This is a genomic window from Allokutzneria oryzae (genome assembly GCF_042429765.1).
Taxonomy (GTDB): Bacteria; Actinomycetota; Actinomycetes; order Mycobacteriales; family Pseudonocardiaceae; genus Allokutzneria; species Allokutzneria oryzae.
This window is the reverse complement of the sequence record NZ_JBHLZU010000010.1, coordinates 84,780-98,205: the sequence shown is the minus strand read 5'-3', so window position 1 is coordinate 98,205 and position 13,426 is coordinate 84,780. Positions and strand designations below refer to the sequence as shown.

General features: G+C 70.8%; 22 protein-coding genes. 11 read left to right on the top strand and 11 right to left on the bottom strand.

What is annotated here, in order from left to right:
- Nucleotides 1-44 precede the first annotated feature (44 nt).
- Both mscL and ACFFQA_RS11725 read left to right on the top strand, forming a co-directional pair.
- Nucleotides 45-446, top strand: coding sequence for a large-conductance mechanosensitive channel protein MscL (gene mscL, locus ACFFQA_RS11730; protein ID WP_377851806.1), 402 nt, complete (start codon nucleotides 45-47; stop codon nucleotides 444-446).
- A 29-nt stretch (nucleotides 447-475) separates the two neighbouring features.
- Nucleotides 476-769 (top strand): antitoxin, encoded by a 294-nt coding sequence (locus ACFFQA_RS11725; RefSeq protein WP_377851805.1) that lies wholly within the window; start codon nucleotides 476-478, stop codon nucleotides 767-769.
- Between the two features lie 125 nt (nucleotides 770-894).
- On the opposite strand, the gene ACFFQA_RS11720 is transcribed toward ACFFQA_RS11725, so the two are convergent.
- The 5 genes from ACFFQA_RS11720 to ACFFQA_RS11700 all read right to left on the bottom strand — a co-directional run bounded on the left by ACFFQA_RS11720 (nucleotide 895) and on the right by ACFFQA_RS11700 (nucleotide 5,089).
- On the bottom strand, nucleotides 895-1,062 hold the full coding sequence (locus ACFFQA_RS11720; RefSeq protein ID WP_377851804.1) for a hypothetical protein: 168 nt from the start codon (nucleotides 1,060-1,062) through the stop codon (nucleotides 895-897).
- 7 nt (nucleotides 1,063-1,069) lie between these two features.
- Nucleotides 1,070-1,567, bottom strand: a complete 498-nt coding sequence (locus ACFFQA_RS11715; protein WP_377851803.1) for a MogA/MoaB family molybdenum cofactor biosynthesis protein — start codon at nucleotides 1,565-1,567, stop codon at nucleotides 1,070-1,072.
- Between the two features lie 171 nt (nucleotides 1,568-1,738).
- Entirely contained in the window at nucleotides 1,739-3,109 is a 1,371-nt protein-coding gene (locus ACFFQA_RS11710) for a S1C family serine protease (RefSeq protein WP_377851802.1), read from the bottom strand.
- A 70-nt stretch (nucleotides 3,110-3,179) separates the two neighbouring features.
- Nucleotides 3,180-4,268, bottom strand: coding sequence for a galactose-1-phosphate uridylyltransferase (galT, locus tag ACFFQA_RS11705; RefSeq protein ID WP_377852252.1), 1,089 nt, complete (start codon nucleotides 4,266-4,268; stop codon nucleotides 3,180-3,182).
- A 14-nt stretch (nucleotides 4,269-4,282) separates the two neighbouring features.
- Nucleotides 4,283-5,089 carry a DeoR/GlpR family DNA-binding transcription regulator gene (locus tag ACFFQA_RS11700; RefSeq protein ID WP_377851801.1) on the bottom strand — a complete coding sequence of 269 codons (807 nt, stop codon included), beginning with the start codon at nucleotides 5,087-5,089 and terminating at the stop codon, nucleotides 4,283-4,285.
- A 271-nt stretch (nucleotides 5,090-5,360) separates the two neighbouring features.
- On the opposite strand from ACFFQA_RS11700, the gene ACFFQA_RS11695 reads away from it, so the two are divergent.
- The gene (locus ACFFQA_RS11695) at nucleotides 5,361-5,501 is read left to right on the top strand and encodes a hypothetical protein (protein WP_377851800.1); all 141 of its coding nucleotides are present in this window, start codon (nucleotides 5,361-5,363) and stop codon (nucleotides 5,499-5,501) included.
- A complete protein-coding gene (locus tag ACFFQA_RS11690) occupies nucleotides 5,468-5,830 on the top strand; it encodes an alpha-galactosidase (protein WP_377851799.1) in 363 nt (120 codons plus the stop codon). Before ACFFQA_RS11695 ends, ACFFQA_RS11690 begins: the two co-directional genes overlap by 34 nt.
- A gap of 96 nt (nucleotides 5,831-5,926) precedes the next feature.
- On the opposite strand, the gene ACFFQA_RS11685 is transcribed toward ACFFQA_RS11690, so the two are convergent.
- The 3 genes from ACFFQA_RS11685 to ACFFQA_RS11675 form a co-directional block, all read right to left on the bottom strand.
- Nucleotides 5,927-7,324 carry a sensor histidine kinase gene (locus ACFFQA_RS11685; RefSeq protein ID WP_377852250.1) on the bottom strand — a complete coding sequence of 466 codons (1,398 nt, stop codon included), beginning with the start codon at nucleotides 7,322-7,324 and terminating at the stop codon, nucleotides 5,927-5,929.
- 14 nt (nucleotides 7,325-7,338) lie between these two features.
- Nucleotides 7,339-8,034, bottom strand: coding sequence for a response regulator transcription factor (locus ACFFQA_RS11680; RefSeq protein WP_377851798.1), 696 nt, complete (start codon nucleotides 8,032-8,034; stop codon nucleotides 7,339-7,341).
- Nucleotides 8,035-8,124: 90 nt separating this feature from the next.
- Complete coding sequence (locus tag ACFFQA_RS11675) at nucleotides 8,125-8,730, bottom strand: trimeric intracellular cation channel family protein (RefSeq protein ID WP_377851797.1); 606 nt, start codon at nucleotides 8,728-8,730, stop codon at nucleotides 8,125-8,127.
- Between the two features lie 62 nt (nucleotides 8,731-8,792).
- On the opposite strand from ACFFQA_RS11675, the gene ACFFQA_RS11670 reads away from it, so the two are divergent.
- Together ACFFQA_RS11670 and ACFFQA_RS11665 are read left to right on the top strand one after the other, a co-directional pair.
- Nucleotides 8,793-9,257 (top strand): GNAT family N-acetyltransferase, encoded by a 465-nt coding sequence (locus ACFFQA_RS11670; RefSeq protein WP_377851796.1) that lies wholly within the window; start codon nucleotides 8,793-8,795, stop codon nucleotides 9,255-9,257.
- Nucleotides 9,258-9,280: 23 nt separating this feature from the next.
- Nucleotides 9,281-9,943, top strand: coding sequence for a histidine phosphatase family protein (locus ACFFQA_RS11665; protein ID WP_377851795.1), 663 nt, complete (start codon nucleotides 9,281-9,283; stop codon nucleotides 9,941-9,943).
- Nucleotides 9,944-10,010: 67 nt separating this feature from the next.
- On the opposite strand, the gene rpmF is transcribed toward ACFFQA_RS11665, so the two are convergent.
- The 3 genes from rpmF to mrf are packed head-to-tail and all read right to left on the bottom strand — an operon-like array spanning nucleotide 10,011 to nucleotide 11,661.
- Nucleotides 10,011-10,172: a 50S ribosomal protein L32 gene (rpmF, locus tag ACFFQA_RS11660; protein WP_377851794.1), complete on the bottom strand. Its 162-nt coding sequence runs from the start codon at nucleotides 10,170-10,172 to the stop codon at nucleotides 10,011-10,013.
- The gene (locus tag ACFFQA_RS11655) at nucleotides 10,172-10,438 is read right to left on the bottom strand and encodes a type B 50S ribosomal protein L31 (protein ID WP_377851793.1); all 267 of its coding nucleotides are present in this window, start codon (nucleotides 10,436-10,438) and stop codon (nucleotides 10,172-10,174) included. Before ACFFQA_RS11655 ends, rpmF begins: the two co-directional genes overlap by 1 nt.
- Entirely contained in the window at nucleotides 10,435-11,661 is a 1,227-nt protein-coding gene (mrf, locus tag ACFFQA_RS11650) for a ribosome hibernation factor-recruiting GTPase MRF (RefSeq protein ID WP_377851792.1), read from the bottom strand. Before mrf ends, ACFFQA_RS11655 begins: the two co-directional genes overlap by 4 nt.
- Nucleotides 11,662-11,766: 105 nt before the next feature.
- Between mrf and rpmB the strand changes: the two genes are divergently transcribed.
- The 5 genes from rpmB to bluB are packed head-to-tail and all read left to right on the top strand — an operon-like array spanning nucleotide 11,767 to nucleotide 13,383.
- The gene (gene rpmB, locus ACFFQA_RS11645) at nucleotides 11,767-12,003 is read left to right on the top strand and encodes a 50S ribosomal protein L28 (RefSeq protein ID WP_377851791.1); all 237 of its coding nucleotides are present in this window, start codon (nucleotides 11,767-11,769) and stop codon (nucleotides 12,001-12,003) included.
- The gene (gene rpmG, locus ACFFQA_RS11640; RefSeq protein WP_030427001.1) at nucleotides 12,003-12,167 is read left to right on the top strand and encodes a 50S ribosomal protein L33; all 165 of its coding nucleotides are present in this window, start codon (nucleotides 12,003-12,005) and stop codon (nucleotides 12,165-12,167) included. Before rpmB ends, rpmG begins: the two co-directional genes overlap by 1 nt.
- A 1-nt stretch (nucleotide 12,168) precedes the next feature.
- Nucleotides 12,169-12,474 (top strand): 30S ribosomal protein S14, encoded by a 306-nt coding sequence (gene rpsN, locus ACFFQA_RS11635; RefSeq protein ID WP_377851790.1) that lies wholly within the window; start codon nucleotides 12,169-12,171, stop codon nucleotides 12,472-12,474.
- A gap of 4 nt (nucleotides 12,475-12,478) precedes the next feature.
- Nucleotides 12,479-12,709, top strand: coding sequence for a 30S ribosomal protein S18 (rpsR, locus tag ACFFQA_RS11630; RefSeq protein WP_377851789.1), 231 nt, complete (start codon nucleotides 12,479-12,481; stop codon nucleotides 12,707-12,709).
- Between the two features lie 26 nt (nucleotides 12,710-12,735).
- Complete coding sequence (bluB, locus tag ACFFQA_RS11625; protein ID WP_377851788.1) at nucleotides 12,736-13,383, top strand: 5,6-dimethylbenzimidazole synthase; 648 nt, start codon at nucleotides 12,736-12,738, stop codon at nucleotides 13,381-13,383.
- Nucleotides 13,384-13,426 lie beyond the last annotated feature (43 nt).

Below are 13,426 nucleotides of genomic sequence, written 5' to 3'. Positions count from 1 at the left end.
TTACTCTGTGCGGGCCAATGGGCAAAGGACTAAAAGGGGCAGCAGTGCTTAAGGGCTTCAAAGACTTCATCATGCGCGGCAACGTGGTCGAGCTGGCCGTCGCGGTCGTCATCGGCAGCGCGTTCACCGCGATCGTCACCGCGTTCACCAACGGCGTGATCAAGCCGCTGATCAACACCGTCGGCGGCTCGGACCCGGCCAAGGGCCTCGGCTTCAACATCATCAGCGACAAGCCGTCCACGTTCATCGACCTGGGCACCGTGATCAACGCGGCGATCAACTTCCTGATCGTGGCCGCGGTCGTCTACTTCGTGCTGGTGCTGCCGATCCAGAAGATCCAGGAGCGGCGCGAGCGCGGCAAGGAGGCCGGTCCGTCCAAGCCGACCGACGTCGAGCTGCTGACCGAGATCCGCGACCTGCTGCAGGCCCAGAAGTCCCAGCGCTGACCTCCGTGCCGCTGCGGCGGTGGGCCGACGTGGGTAGCGTCGAATCCGTCGGCACACCGCAGCGGTGGACGGAGAGGGCGATGGGTTTCCTGGACAAGGCCAAGGAACTCGCCAACCAGGCGAAGGAGAAGGTCGGCCCCCTGGCCGAACAAGCCAGGGAGAAGGCGGGCCCGCTCGCGGAGAAGGCGGGCGACGCGGCGGCCCGGGGCGTGGACATCGCCGCCGAGAAGCTGAACAAGGCGACGGGCGGCAAGTACCACGACAAGATCGAGAACGTCAGCAGCAAGCTCGAAGGCGTGCTCGACCCGGACCGCAAGAAGTAGCGCCGCACGGCCGTTCGCGGACAACACCCGCGAACGGCCGTTTCGCGTTCGCACCGCCCTCCCCCGCGAGGCGCTGAGCGCCGGCCTCGTGGGTTGGCGACCACCGTTTCGTACTCATGACGGGGCTACGCGTCGTGGTGTGGCGGGCGGTTCTCGTAGTACCAGTCGTCCGAGCGGCGGTCGGCTCGGTCAGCCGGGTCGCGCTCGTCGCTGGTGGTCTCCGGGAGCACGTCGCCGAAGAGCTCGTCCAGCTTCCTGCGCCGCTCCTGGTCCTTGTCCCGTTCGCCGCCCATCGCGTTCTCAGGCTTCTTCGAGACCGGAGAGCTGCTCGATCACGTGCTGCACCAGCGGGGTCAGGGTCGCCATGCCGTCGCGCACCGAGGAGCGGGACGAGGCGAGGTTGACCACCAGAGTGCTGCCGGAGACCCCGACGACGCCGCGGGAGATGCCCGCGTCCACCGCTCCGGCTGCGAGGCCGGAGGCGCGCAGGGCCTCTGCGATGCCCGGGACCGGGCGGTCCAGCACGCCGACCGTGGCGTCGGGAGTGACATCGCGCGGGGACACGCCCGTTCCGCCGACGGTGATCACCAGGTCGACGCCGCCGATCACGGCGGTGTTGAGCGCGTTGCGGATCTCCACGATCTCCCCGGCCACCGCGACGGTGCCGTCCACGATGAAACCCGCTTCTTCGAGCAGCTCGGTGACCAGCGGCCCGGTGGTGTCCTCGTGTTCCCCATGTGCCAAGCGGTCGTCGACGAGCACGACGAGGGCACGGCCGAGCTTCGCGGTGCGTTCCATGCGGATCACGTTAGTCGGCTCGGGCGCGAAGTGCGCGCACGGTTCCGGACCACCGATCCGCTGCTCGACCAACCTCGGGAATGTCTCCATGACCGCCCTTCCCGGCACAGACAACGGAGCGCGGGCCCCCGGCCCGAGGGCAGGCCGGGAACCCGCGTCCCTTCGAGGAGGTCAGCCTCCGCTGAGCACCCTGCTGCCCAGCGTCAGCTCGACCTCGTGTTCGGCACCACCGCTGTTCACGGTGACCTTGACCTTGGAGTTGGGATCGTGCGACCGGACCGCCGCGATCAGCGAGTCCGCGTCCTCGATCCGCCTGCCGTCGAGCTTGGTGATCACGTCACCCGCTCTGATCCCGGCCGCCTCGGCCGCCGAGTTCGTCTCGACGCTGCCGACGACCGCGCCGGTGACGGTGGAGCGCGACGTGGTCCCTGGCTGCTGCTGGGGCAGGTTGACACCGAGGACCGCGTGCGTGGCCTTGCCGTTGGTGCGCAGCTCGTTGGCGATGCGCACGGCCTGGTCGATCGGGATCGCGAAGCCGAGGCCGATGGAGCCGCCGGCCTGCTGCTGGCCGCCGCCGCTGGCCGTCTTGATCGCCGAGTTGATGCCGATGACCTTGCCGCTCATGTCCACGAGCGGACCGCCGGAGTTGCCGGGGTTGATCGCGGCGTCGGTCTGCACCGCGTCCATCACCGTGGTCTGGTCGCGCGAGTCGCTGCCGGTGCGGACCGGGCGCTGCAGCGCGCTGACGATGCCGCTGGTGACCGTGTTGCTCAGGCCGAACGGGGCGCCGATGGCCACCACCTGCTGGCCGACCCGCAGGTTGGCGGAGCGGCCGAGCTCGACCGGGGTCAGCCCGGAGACGCCCTCGGCCTTCACCACGGCCAGGTCGGAGGTCGGGTCGAGGCCGACGATCTTGGCGGGCGCGGTCTTGCCGTCCTTGAACAGGATCTGGATCCGGCCGCCGTCCGCGGCGTCCTGGACCACGTGGTTGTTGGTCAGGATCATGCCGTCGGAGCTGAGCACCACGCCCGAGCCGGAACCGCTCTCGGTCTGCAGCTGCACGACGCTCGGCAGCACCTTCTGCGCGACGCTCTCCACCGACCCGGCGGGCGCGGGGCTGTTGATGTCGGTTGCGCCCGGCCTCGGCGCGTCCAGCGCGTTGACCGAGCTGGAGTCCAGCGCGAGGTTGTAGCCGAGCACACCACCGCCGAGGCCGCCGGCGACGCCGCCGATCAGCGCGAACACGAGCGCGCCCGCCACGAGCCTGCCGCGGCCGGTCGAGGACTTGGCCTGGGTCCGCACCTGCTGCGGGTGCCCCTGCACCGGCACGCCGATCGGGTTGGTCAGCGGGCCGTTGGCCGCGCCGGGGTAGGGCTGCTGCGGGCCGCCGTGGTTGGGGTACGGCTGCTGCGGCGCCGCGAACTGCGGCTGCCCCTGAGGTGCGTTGGCCTCCGGCATCCCCTGCTGCGGGGTGGTGCCCTCGGTCGGCTGCTGCGGGCGCTCAGGCTGTCCGCCCGAGGCGCCGGAGGTGTTGTCCGTCATGGGAACCACTGTGGTGCCCCGACCTGAGAAGAGGCTTAGACACGCCTGGGGTTCCCTTATGGATACCCCGTCAGTTCACCCGGACCGCGCGCAGTCGCTCGGCGACCTGCTCGGGAGTGACGTCGTTGACCCAGACCGCCATGCCGGACTCCGACCCCGCAAGGTACTTCAGCTTGTCGGCGGTTCGCAGCACCGAGAACACCTGCAGGTGCAGCCACGAGTGCTCCCGCCCGACCCGCACCGGCGCCTGGTGCCAGGCCGCGATGTAGGGCAGGGGCTTGCCGTAGAGGCCGTCGAGCCTGCCGAGCACGTCCAGGTAGAGGTGCCCGAAGTCGTCCCGCTCGGCGTCGGTCAGCGCGGGGATGTCCGGCACCTGGCGGTGCGGCACGACGTGCACCTCGACCGGCCACCGCGCCGCGGCGGGCACGAAGGCGGTCCAGTGCTCGGTGGAGCCGATGAGCCGGACCTGTGCCGCGCGCTCGGCCGCGAGCACGTCACCGAGGACGTGGCGGCCGTGCTCGGCGTGGTACTCGCGGGCCGTGGCCAGCATGCGTTCCGTGCGCGGGGTGACGAAGGGGTAGCCGTAGATCTGGCCGTGCGGGTGGTGCAGCGTCACGCCGATCTCCTCGCCCCGGTTCTCGAAGCAGAAGACCTGCTCGACGCCGGGCAGCGCGCTCAGCCGCTCCGTGCGGTCCGCCCAGGCCTCGACGACCGTGCGCACGCGAGCCGGGCTGAGGCGGCCGAAGGAGGAGTCGTGGTCGGAGGTGAAGCAGACGACCTCGCACCGACCGAGCCCACCGGCCTGCTCCACCATGGGCATACCGTCCACAGTGGAGGGAAGTGCCGGGACGCCCTGCGCGAAGGACGGGAAGCGGTTCTCGAAGACCACGACGTCGTAGCAGGGTTCGGGGATCTCCGTCGGCCGCCCCCGCGAGGTCGGGCACAGCGGGCACAGGTCGGCCGGGGGCTTGTAGATGCGGGTCTGCCTGTGGGCGGCCATGCCGACCCACTCACCGGTCAGCGGGTCGCGGCGGATCTCCGAGCGGGGCGCCTGCGCGGGCAGGTCGCGCGAGTCCACCGCCGTGCGCGGCGCGGTCTCGGTGTCGTCGAAGTAGATGATCTCCCGGCCGTCGGCGAGGTGGTTGGCGGTGCGCCGCACGCGGGCGAGCTCGTTCACTCCCCGACCTCCGGCTGTCCTTTGCGGGCGGGGACCGGGGCCAGCACCAGCTCGTCGACGTGCTCGGCGAGGACCTCGCGCGCGTGCTGGTCCAGGCCCTCGTCGCTGACCAGGACGTGCGCCTCGTCGAGCTGGGCGATGGTGGAGATGCCGACCGTGGCCCACTTGGTGTGGTCGGCGAGCACCACGAGGTTGCTCGCGGCGTCGACCAGCGCGCGGTCGGTCTCGCTCTCGTTGAGGTTGGGCGTGGTGAAGCCCGCGTTCGGCGCCATCCCGTGCACGCCGAGGAACACCAGGTCCAGGTGCAGCGAGCGCAGCGCCTGCACCGCGACCGGCCCGACGAGCGCGTCCGACGGCGTGCGGACACCGCCGGTGAGCACCACGGTCCGGTCGGTGCGGCCGCGCTGCTGGAGCACGTCGGCCACCCGGATCGAGTTGGTGACCACGGTCAGGTCGGCGACGTCGTCGAGGAAGCGGGCCAGCGTCCACGTCGTGGTGCCCGCGGACAGGCCGATCGCGGTGCCCGGCCGGACCAGTCCAGCGGCCATCGCGGCGATGGCCTCCTTCTCCGGCAGCTGGCGCACGGACTTGGCCTCGAAGCCCGGCTCGTCCGTGCTGCGACCGGTCGCCGAGGTCGCGCCGCCGTAGACCTTCTCCACCTGCCCGCGCTGGGCGAGGGCGTCGAGGTCGCGGCGCACCGTCATGTCGGAGACGCCGAGCCTCGTCACGAGGTCGCTGACCCGGACCGCGCCGGTCCGGCGCACCTCTTCGAGGATCACCGCCTGTCGTTGCCGCGCCAGCACCGCGCACCTCTTCCCTCGGACGGCCGAACGGCTTCCAGCGTGACCCAGGCCGAGGCCGAACGTCAACACAGTCCAACATGAAGCTCTGTGCAGAATGTGCCCTTTGCCGACGTCAGATGATTGTCACGAAACCGGAAACGCCGCTGAAACCCGAGGATTCCGGCCTAACATGACTCTCGTCACGACGTGGGGTGATTTGTTCGAGTTCGTTCGGTGGCGAGCGGACTTGTGAACAAGCGAACAGAGAGGCCGGACGAGCAGCGCCACCGCGGTGCCCACCATCCTCGCGGTCCGGCACGGCGATCGGTTGGTGATCACCGCCAACGGTTCGGTGGAGATCCGGCAACACACCGGCGACGTCCCCGGCGCGCCGGCCGAGTGGGCCACCGACGGGAGGTCGGCGACTGGCTGACCTCCGGTCGCTTCGCCGACGTGCCGGGCCTGTTCGCCCGTATCCGCGACCACGGGCGGAGAGCCGGGATCTGGCCCGCGCCGCTTCTGGTCGGTGCGCGCTCCGAACTGGCGGCCGAACACCCGGACTGGTTGGTGCGCAAGGAGAACGGCGAGTCCGTCGAAGGTCTCCGGGATCGCGGCGTACCGCCAGGGGTGGAGCTGATCCGCGAAGTGATCGGGCCGGACGCGTACCCGCTCGGTCGCGGCGCGCGTGAGCCCGGACATCGCGCTGGAGTACGCACCGGACTCCGGCAACCTCTCGCAACCTCGGCGCCAACGGCGGCCTGAGTGCGTTGTCGGACCGCTTGCGGGGCCCGGAGACCACACGCCGCCCGCTGACCGAGCCGGTCTCGGCGCGCTTCGTCTGGCACCGCTGTCCGCGGATCAGCCGGGGCGGCCGGGCAGCCAGAGGGACATCAGGGCACCGCCTTCGGGGGCGTGGCCCGCGGTGGCGGTGCCGCCGTGCCGCTCGGCGACCTGTTTGACGATCGCCAGCCCGAGCCCGGAGCCCGGCAGGGTGCGCGCCTCGGAGGAGCGGTAGAAGCGTTCGAAGACGTGCGGCAGGTCCGCCTCGGCGATGCCCTTGCCCGCGTCGGCGACTTCCAGCAGCCCGACGCCCTGCCCGGCCTGGCGGAGCTCGACGCGGACGCGGCCGCCCGGCGGGCTCCACTTGGCCGCGTTGTCGAGCAGGTTCAGCGCGGCGCGCTCCAACGCGTTGGCGTCGCCGTCGAGGACCCAGGGACGCAGCCGCGCGTCGAACTCCAGGTTCGGCGCGCGGCGGCGGGCGCGTTCCAGCGCCCGCTCCACGACGTCCACCATCTCCACCGGCTCGTGCACAACGCCCGGCGCGTCGTCGCGGGCCAGCTCGACCAGGTCTCCGACCAAAGTGGACAGTTCGTTGACCTGAGCGCGGACGTCGGCGTAGATCTCGGATCGGTCTTCTTCCGACAGGTTCGGGGTGTCGGCGCGCTGCGAGGCCAGCAGCAGTTCCAGGTTGGTGCGCAAGGAGGTCAGCGGCGTCCGCAGCTCGTGACCGGCGTCGGCGACCAGCCGCCGCTGGCGCTCGTGCGACTCCGAGAGCGCGGCCAGCATCGAGTTGAACGCCTGGGTGAGCCGGGCCAGCTCGTCGTCCCCGGTGATCGGGATCGGGCGGAGCTCACCGGTGCGCGCGACGTGCTCGGCCGCCTCGGTCAGCCGCTTCACCGGCCGGAGACTGCCCCGCGCGACCGCCGTCCCGGCCGCCGCGGCGAGCAGGATTCCCGCTCCGCCGACCACGACGAGGACGACGCCGAGCTGGTTGAGCGTGGCCTTCATCGGCCCGAGCGGCTCGCCGAGGACCATCGCAAGGCCGGGCCGGATGTTCACCGCGGCGATCTGCGTGTCGGTCCTGGTGTCGACCCGGCTGTAGGAGTCGATGGTGCCGACCGCGACCGCGATCTCGTCGGCGCCGACGGCGGGACCTGTGCTCCTCCCACCACTGCCGACCTTGAGCGTGGCGCTGCCGGTCGCGTCCACTTCGAGCAGGCCGACCTTCAGGCCCAGCGCGGTGAACAGGTCGCCGGGAATGCGCACGATCGAGTCGCTCTGCGCGATGGTGGTGTTGATCGCCTGGCGCGCCTGGTTCTCCAGCTTGGTCTCCAGCTGGTTGTACAGGCTGGAGCGCACCGTGACGTACGCGGCGAGGGAGACCAGCGCGACCGCGATGCCGACACCGATCGCGGCCAGCGCGGTGATCCTGGACTGGAGCGAGAAGCGCTGCCGTATCCCGTTGGGCAGGGCCATCCCGTTGGGCAGCGTCACGGAGCGGTCTCGCGCAGCACGTAGCCCACGCCGCGCACGGTGTGCAGCAGCCGCGGCTCGCCCTCGGCCTCGGTCTTGCGGCGGAGGTACCCCACGTAGACCTCAAGCGCGTTGCCGGAGGTCGGGAAGTCGTAGCCCCACACCTCCTCCAGGATCCGGCCGCGGGTGAGCACCTGGCGCGGGTGCGCGAGGAACAGCTCCAGCAGCGAGAACTCGGTGCGGGTGAGGCTGATCGGCCGCTCGCCCCTGCGCACGTCCCTGGTGCCGGGGTCGAGTTCGAGGTCGGCGAAGCGCAGCGCCGAGGTGGCCGCGCCCGCCTCCTCCTGGCCGGGGCCGGTGCGCCGCAGCAGCGCGCGCAGCCTGGCCAGCAGCTCCTCCAGCGCGAAGGGCTTGGGCAGGTAGTCGTCGGCACCCGCGTCCAGCCCGGCGACCCGGTCGGACACGGCGTCGCGGGCGGTGAGCACCAGGATCGGCAGGTCGTCTCCGGTGCTGCGCAACCTGCGGCAGACCTCAAGGCCGTCCAGCCTCGGCATCATCACGTCGAGCACCATCGCGTCGGGCCTGCTGGCGCTGAGCTGTTCCAGCGCCTGGAGACCGTCGCTGGCCATCTCGACCTGGTAGCCGTTGAACTGCAACGACCGCCGCAGTGAGTCGCGTACGGCTCGATCGTCGTCGACTACGAGGATGCGCATGGTCGTAGTCTGACCGGCGGCCCTGAGAAGTGCCTGAGAAGGTGCTGAGTGGCGACAAACTTTCTTTTCACGCAGCTCACACCGCCGGTGTCACGATTCGCGCGGCAGCGGTGCGTTCCACTTCCGCCACAGCGCCAGTACCCGGATCGTCAGGATCAGCCCGGCCCCGACGATGGCGGTCGGCACCAGCGGCAGTCCTGCGCGCTGCCCCACGACGACCACGACCGCGCCGAGCAGCGCGGCGACCGCGTAGATCTCCCGCTGCAACACCACCGGGATCTCCCGGATCAGCACGTCGCGCAGTGCCCCGCCACCGATGCCGGTGGTCATCCCGATCAGGCACGCGGTGTAGGGAGGCGCTCCGAGGTCCAGCGCGGTGATCGTGCCCGCGGTGGTGAACAGCCCCAGCCCCACGGCGTCGGCGAGCAGCATGGCGCGCCGCAGCTTCGCCATGTGCGGGTGGAACCAGAAGACGACGAGGCCGGTCACCGCCGTCACCAGCAGGTAGCGCCAGTCGCGCAGGCTGGTCGGCGGGCTGACGTCCAGCAGCACGTCGCGGATGATCCCGCCGCCGAGCGCGGTGGTCATCGCCAGGATCACCACACCGAAGACGTCCAGCCGCGCGCGGACCCCTGCCAGCGCGCCGGACGCGGCGAACACGGCGATCCCGACCAGCTCCAAGACCACGAGCAACACCCGGTGATCCTCCCCCAGGAAACGGCGTGCGGCGACGTGATGCTGCCCGCGAAGATCGGCAGGTGGACGGGATCACACTGCGGCGGGCCGGACCCGCCGAGAGCGGCCTGCTGAGCGAGCTGGCGCAGCGGTCGAAGGCGCACTGGGGCTACGACGCGGAGTTCATGGCCGCGGTCCGCGCGGAGCTGACCTTCACGCCCGATCAGGTGGCCGCGCGCCGGTTCACCGTCGCCGAGCGGGACGGAGAGGTGCTCGGGTTCCACAGCCTCGACGGGGCTGGCCCCCGGGGCGAGCTCGGCAACCTGTGGGTCGATCCGCCGCACATCGGCACCGGTCTCGGCAGGCTGTTGTGGACGGACGCGGTGCGTCGCGCCCGGATTCTGGGATGGACGGAGCTCGTGCTGGACGCCGAGCCCTACGCCGAAGGCTTCTATTTCGCGATGGGAGCCCGGGTTATTGGGGTGGTTACATCAGGTTCTTTACCCGGTCGGACGCTGCGTCAACTGATGTTCCCGCTGATGGAGTAGAGGAAAAAAGGCACGATAGAGACGTGCGGATCATCCTGCTGCGACACGCGGAAAGCCTCGGCAACGTCGATGAGCTTGCCTACTGCCGCATACCGGACCACGCCCTGCCGCTGACACCGCGGGGCGTGCAACAGGCGCGCGCCATCGCACCGCGCATGCGCCGCCTGCTCGAACCAGGGCCGGTCGCCGCCTACGTGAGCCCCTACCTGCGCACGCGGCAGACCTTCGAGCTGATGGAGCTCGGCCACCTGATCGAGCGAATAGTGCCGGAGCCGCGCCTGCGCGAGCAGGACTGGGGCAACCTCCAGGACCCGGTTGACCAGGAAAGACAGAAGCAGGAGCGGCATGCCTTCGGCCACTTCTTCTTCCGGCTCGCCCACGGGGAGTCCGGCGCGGACGTCGACGACCGCGTCGCGGGCTTCCTCACCGAGCTGGAGCGGCGGGTGGACAACGACCCCGCGCACCCGAAGAACGTGGTGATCGTCTCGCACGGGCTCACGATGCGACTGCTGTGCCGCCGGTTGTTCAACTGGAGCATCGAGCTGTTCGAATCGCTGTCGAACCCGCCGACCTGTGATTTCCGGGTTCTCGAACGCGACTCCACCGGCCGGTGGCACATGGACCGCCCGTTCACGCAGTGGCGCGAGTCCCCGGACGGCGAAACGCAGATCACCCAGGTGGCCTAGAAGAAAACAGGGAATGGCCTGTTCGGGACATTCACGATCTCGAACAGGCCATTCACCCGAATAACCCTCAGGTCGCGTATCCGCGGCGGAACGCCTGGACCAGATGGGGCGGGACGAGCAGGCGTTCGCCGTCGACGGTGACGGGGACCAGCGCGACCGGCGCGGCCTTCCACTGCGACCGGCGGCTGCGGGTGTTGCTGCGCGACATCCTGCGCTTGGGGACGGCCATCAGCTGCCACCGCCCCGGCCGGCGCGGTCGCCGTAGCGGCGGCGGAACTTCTCGACCCGGCCCGCCGTGTCCACGAGCCGCTGGTTGCCCGTCCAGAACGGGTGCGAGTCGCTGGTCACGTCGACGACGATCAACGGGTAGGTGTTGCCGTCCTCCCACTCGACGGTCTTGTCGGAGCTCGCCGTCGACCGCGTGAGGAACGCCGTCCCCGTCGAGGAGTCCTTGAAGACCACGGGGTGGTACTCGGGGTGGATCCCAGTCTTCATCCTTCTTCCTTTCTTGTTCGCAGCGCGGAGTCCCGGTCGCCCGAGTCCTCACACGGATCGGAGTGCCAGGAGCCGAACGGGTCCTCGTAGGTCCGCCAGACCTCGTCTCCCCCTGCCAGCTCCTCGTCGGTGAGCAGTGCGGCGCGCAGCGCCTCGGTGATCTCCTCCGGCGACGCGAGATGCGTGATCACCACGAGCTGCTGCTCGCGGTCGCCGTAGTAGGGGTCCCAGCGCAGCGACGCCATCGCAACGCGCTCGGAGTCCACATCGGACCAGTCCTCTTTGGTCGCCAGCCAGGGACCGGCGTGGGCGACCCGGAGGCCACCGCCCGCCGACTCCAGCCACAGCGCGGCGTCCGGCTGGCTGGCCACCCAGACGCGGCCCCGCGCGCGCACGACGCCTTCGAGCAACACGTCCAACGCGTCGTGCAGTCGCTCCGGGTGGAACGGCCTGCGCTCGTCGAAGAGCACGACGGAAACCCCGCAGTCCGGCTCCAGCGGCGGTTGCCCGCGCAGCAGCGGTTCGTGCGCGTCACCGACCTCGCCCCTGCGCGCACGCTCGGGGACGGCGGCAACGAGGGCGTCGAGGTCGAGGCCTGGCAGATCCGCGCGCGGCAGCTCCGGGGCGAGCCGGTCGAGCACCGCGTCGACGCGTGCCGCCGTCCACGCGTCGGGCGCGGACCCGGCCAGGACGATCGCGTCGGCGAACTCCACTTGCGCGACGACGACCTGGGCGACGGTGCGCTCGTCGTCCGCGCTGGCGGCGAGGCTCCGCTCGAACAGCGCCTCCTCACCGGTCGCGTCGGTGAACCAGGTCGCGGCGTCCACGGTGTTCACCACCGCCTCGACACGCAGCCGCTCGGTCGCGACCCGGCCGTCGATCACGACGTGGTGCAGCGCCCAGCAGACCGCCTCGGGCTCCAGCGAGGGGTCCAGGTGCAGCACGATCCGCCGCACGTCGGGCGCGTCCGCCAGCCGCAGCGCGAGCGGCAGCAGGTCCTCGCGGAGCGTGCACGAGACGCAACCGTGGGCCAGTTCGAGCACCTCGGTGGCCTGGAACGCCCCGTGGGTCAGCGTCCGCCGCACCACGCCCTGGACGACCTCGCGCAGGTCGTGGTGGACCACCGCGGTCGCCGGGTCCACGGCGGCGTGGCGGGCGACCTCGGCCACCGCGTCGGCGGCGAGGCCGGAGAGCAGCACCACCGGCACGCGCTGATCGGTCACGTCGGCTCCCTTGTTGACAACGATTTCCACTTTCAACCTGGCTCAGGCTACCCTGGCGACGGTCCTAACGAAAATCGGTATCGTTTTCATTCCCGAGGAGGCCCCGTGTCCGCCAGGTGTCAGGTGACCGGCCGCGAACCCGGCTTCGGCAAGCAGGTCTCGCACTCCCACGTGCGCACCTCGCGCCGCTGGAACCCCAACATCCAGCGCAGGCGCTACTGGTTGGCCAGCGAGAACCGGTGGGTCTCGCTGCGGGTGTCCACCAAGGGCATCAAGACGATCGACAAGCGCGGCGTCGAGGCGGTCGTCGCCGAGATCCGCGCGCGTGGAGAGAAGGTCTGATGGCGCGCAACGATGTCCGGCCGATCATCAAGCTCCGGTCGACCGCTGGCACCGGCTACACGTACGTGACCCGCAAGAACCGGCGCAACGACCCGGACCGCATGCGGCTCACCAAGTACGACCCCGTGGTGCGCAGGCACGTCGAGTTCAAGGAGGAGCGCTGAGATGGCCAAGAAGTCCAAGATCGCCAGGAACGAGCGGCGCCGGGTCGTGGTGGCCCGCTACGCCGAGCGCCGCGCGGAGCTCAAGGAGATCCTGCGCTCGCCGAGGTCCTCGGCCGCCGAGCGCGACGCGGCCGAGCGGGAGCTGCGCCGCCAGCCCCGTGACGCGAGCGCGACCAGGGTCCGCAACCGCGACTCCGTCGACGGCAGGCCGCGCGCGTACTTCAGGGCCTTCGGCCTGTCCCGCATCCGGTTGCGGGAGATGGCGCACGCGGGCGAGCTGCCCGGCGTGAGCAAGTCGAGCTGGTGACGGCATGAAGCGCGCCATCGGCAAGAAGAAGCCCAACCTGCTCAAGCGCGAGGGGGTCACCGAGATCGACTGGAAGGACTCCGCGCTGCTGCGCAAGTTCATCTCCGACCGGGGCAAGATCCGCTCGCGCCGGGTGACCGGCCTGACCCCGCGGGAGCAGCGCTCGATCGCGAAGGCGATCAAGAACGCCCGTGAGATGGCCCTGCTGCCCTACCCCAGCCCGGCCAGGCGATAAGCCTGGACAGGGGTAGCGTCGTGCGGGTGTCCGCACCGACCGAGGTAGCCGAGTTCTACGACGTGCTCTTCCGGCGCCGCGACGTCCGCGGCGAGTTCACCGGAGCACCGCTCGCGGAGGACGTGCTCGACCGTGTCCTGGGGGCGGCCCACGCCGCCCCCAGCGTCGGGCTGTCCCAGCCCTGGGACTTCGTGCTGGTGCGCGACCGCGACACCCGCAGGTCCTTCCGGGACCACGTCCAGGCGGAGCGCAGCGTCTTCGCCGCGTCGCTGGAGGGCGAGCGCGCGGAGACCTTCTCCCGGATCAAGGTCGAGGGCGTCCTGGAGTCCACCCTCGGCGTCGTGGTCACCTACGACGCCGGCCGGGGCTCCCCCGCGGTGCTCGGCAGGCACGCGATCGCCGACGCCGGGTTGTTCTCGGTGTGCCTGGCGATCCAGAACCTGTGGCTCGCGGCGACGGCGGAGGGCCTCGGCGTGGGGTGGGTCAGCTTCTACCGCGAGGACTTCCTGCGGCGGCTCCTGGGGATTCCGGCGACCGTGCGGCCGGTGGCCTGGCTGTGCCTCGGCCCCGTCGCCCGGCTCGCCGGCACGCCCGACCTGGAGCGCCACGGATGGCGCAGCCGGCTACCACTTCATGACGTTGTGCACCACGAGCGGTACGGGCAGCGACTGTGAAGGTAGCCTGTCGGCAGGTCGCGCCTGGTGAGGGCAAGGACGG

Excerpts from the sequence above, each read along its gene's own strand:
- rpsR (WP_377851789.1), top strand. The coding sequence starts at position 12,479 with ATGAAGCGCGCCATCGGCAAGAAGAAGCCCAACCTGCTCAAGCGCGAG.
- ACFFQA_RS11710 (WP_377851802.1), bottom strand. The coding sequence starts at position 3,109 with ATGACGGACAACACCTCCGGCGCCTCGGGCGGACAGCCTGAGCGCCCG.
- ACFFQA_RS11715 (WP_377851803.1), bottom strand. The coding sequence starts at position 1,567 with ATGGAACGCACCGCGAAGCTCGGCCGTGCCCTCGTCGTGCTCGTCGAC.
- rpmG (WP_030427001.1), top strand. The coding sequence starts at position 12,003 with ATGGCGCGCAACGATGTCCGGCCGATCATCAAGCTCCGGTCGACCGCT.
- ACFFQA_RS11720 (WP_377851804.1), bottom strand. The coding sequence starts at position 1,062 with ATGGGCGGCGAACGGGACAAGGACCAGGAGCGGCGCAGGAAGCTGGAC.
- rpsN (WP_377851790.1), top strand. The coding sequence starts at position 12,169 with ATGGCCAAGAAGTCCAAGATCGCCAGGAACGAGCGGCGCCGGGTCGTG.
- ACFFQA_RS11655 (WP_377851793.1), bottom strand. The coding sequence starts at position 10,438 with ATGAAGACTGGGATCCACCCCGAGTACCACCCCGTGGTCTTCAAGGAC.
- rpmF (WP_377851794.1), bottom strand. The coding sequence starts at position 10,172 with ATGGCCGTCCCCAAGCGCAGGATGTCGCGCAGCAACACCCGCAGCCGC.
- ACFFQA_RS11680 (WP_377851798.1), bottom strand. The coding sequence starts at position 8,034 with ATGCGCATCCTCGTAGTCGACGACGATCGAGCCGTACGCGACTCACTG.
- ACFFQA_RS11685 (WP_377852250.1), bottom strand. The coding sequence starts at position 7,324 with ATGGCCCTGCCCAACGGGATACGGCAGCGCTTCTCGCTCCAGTCCAGG.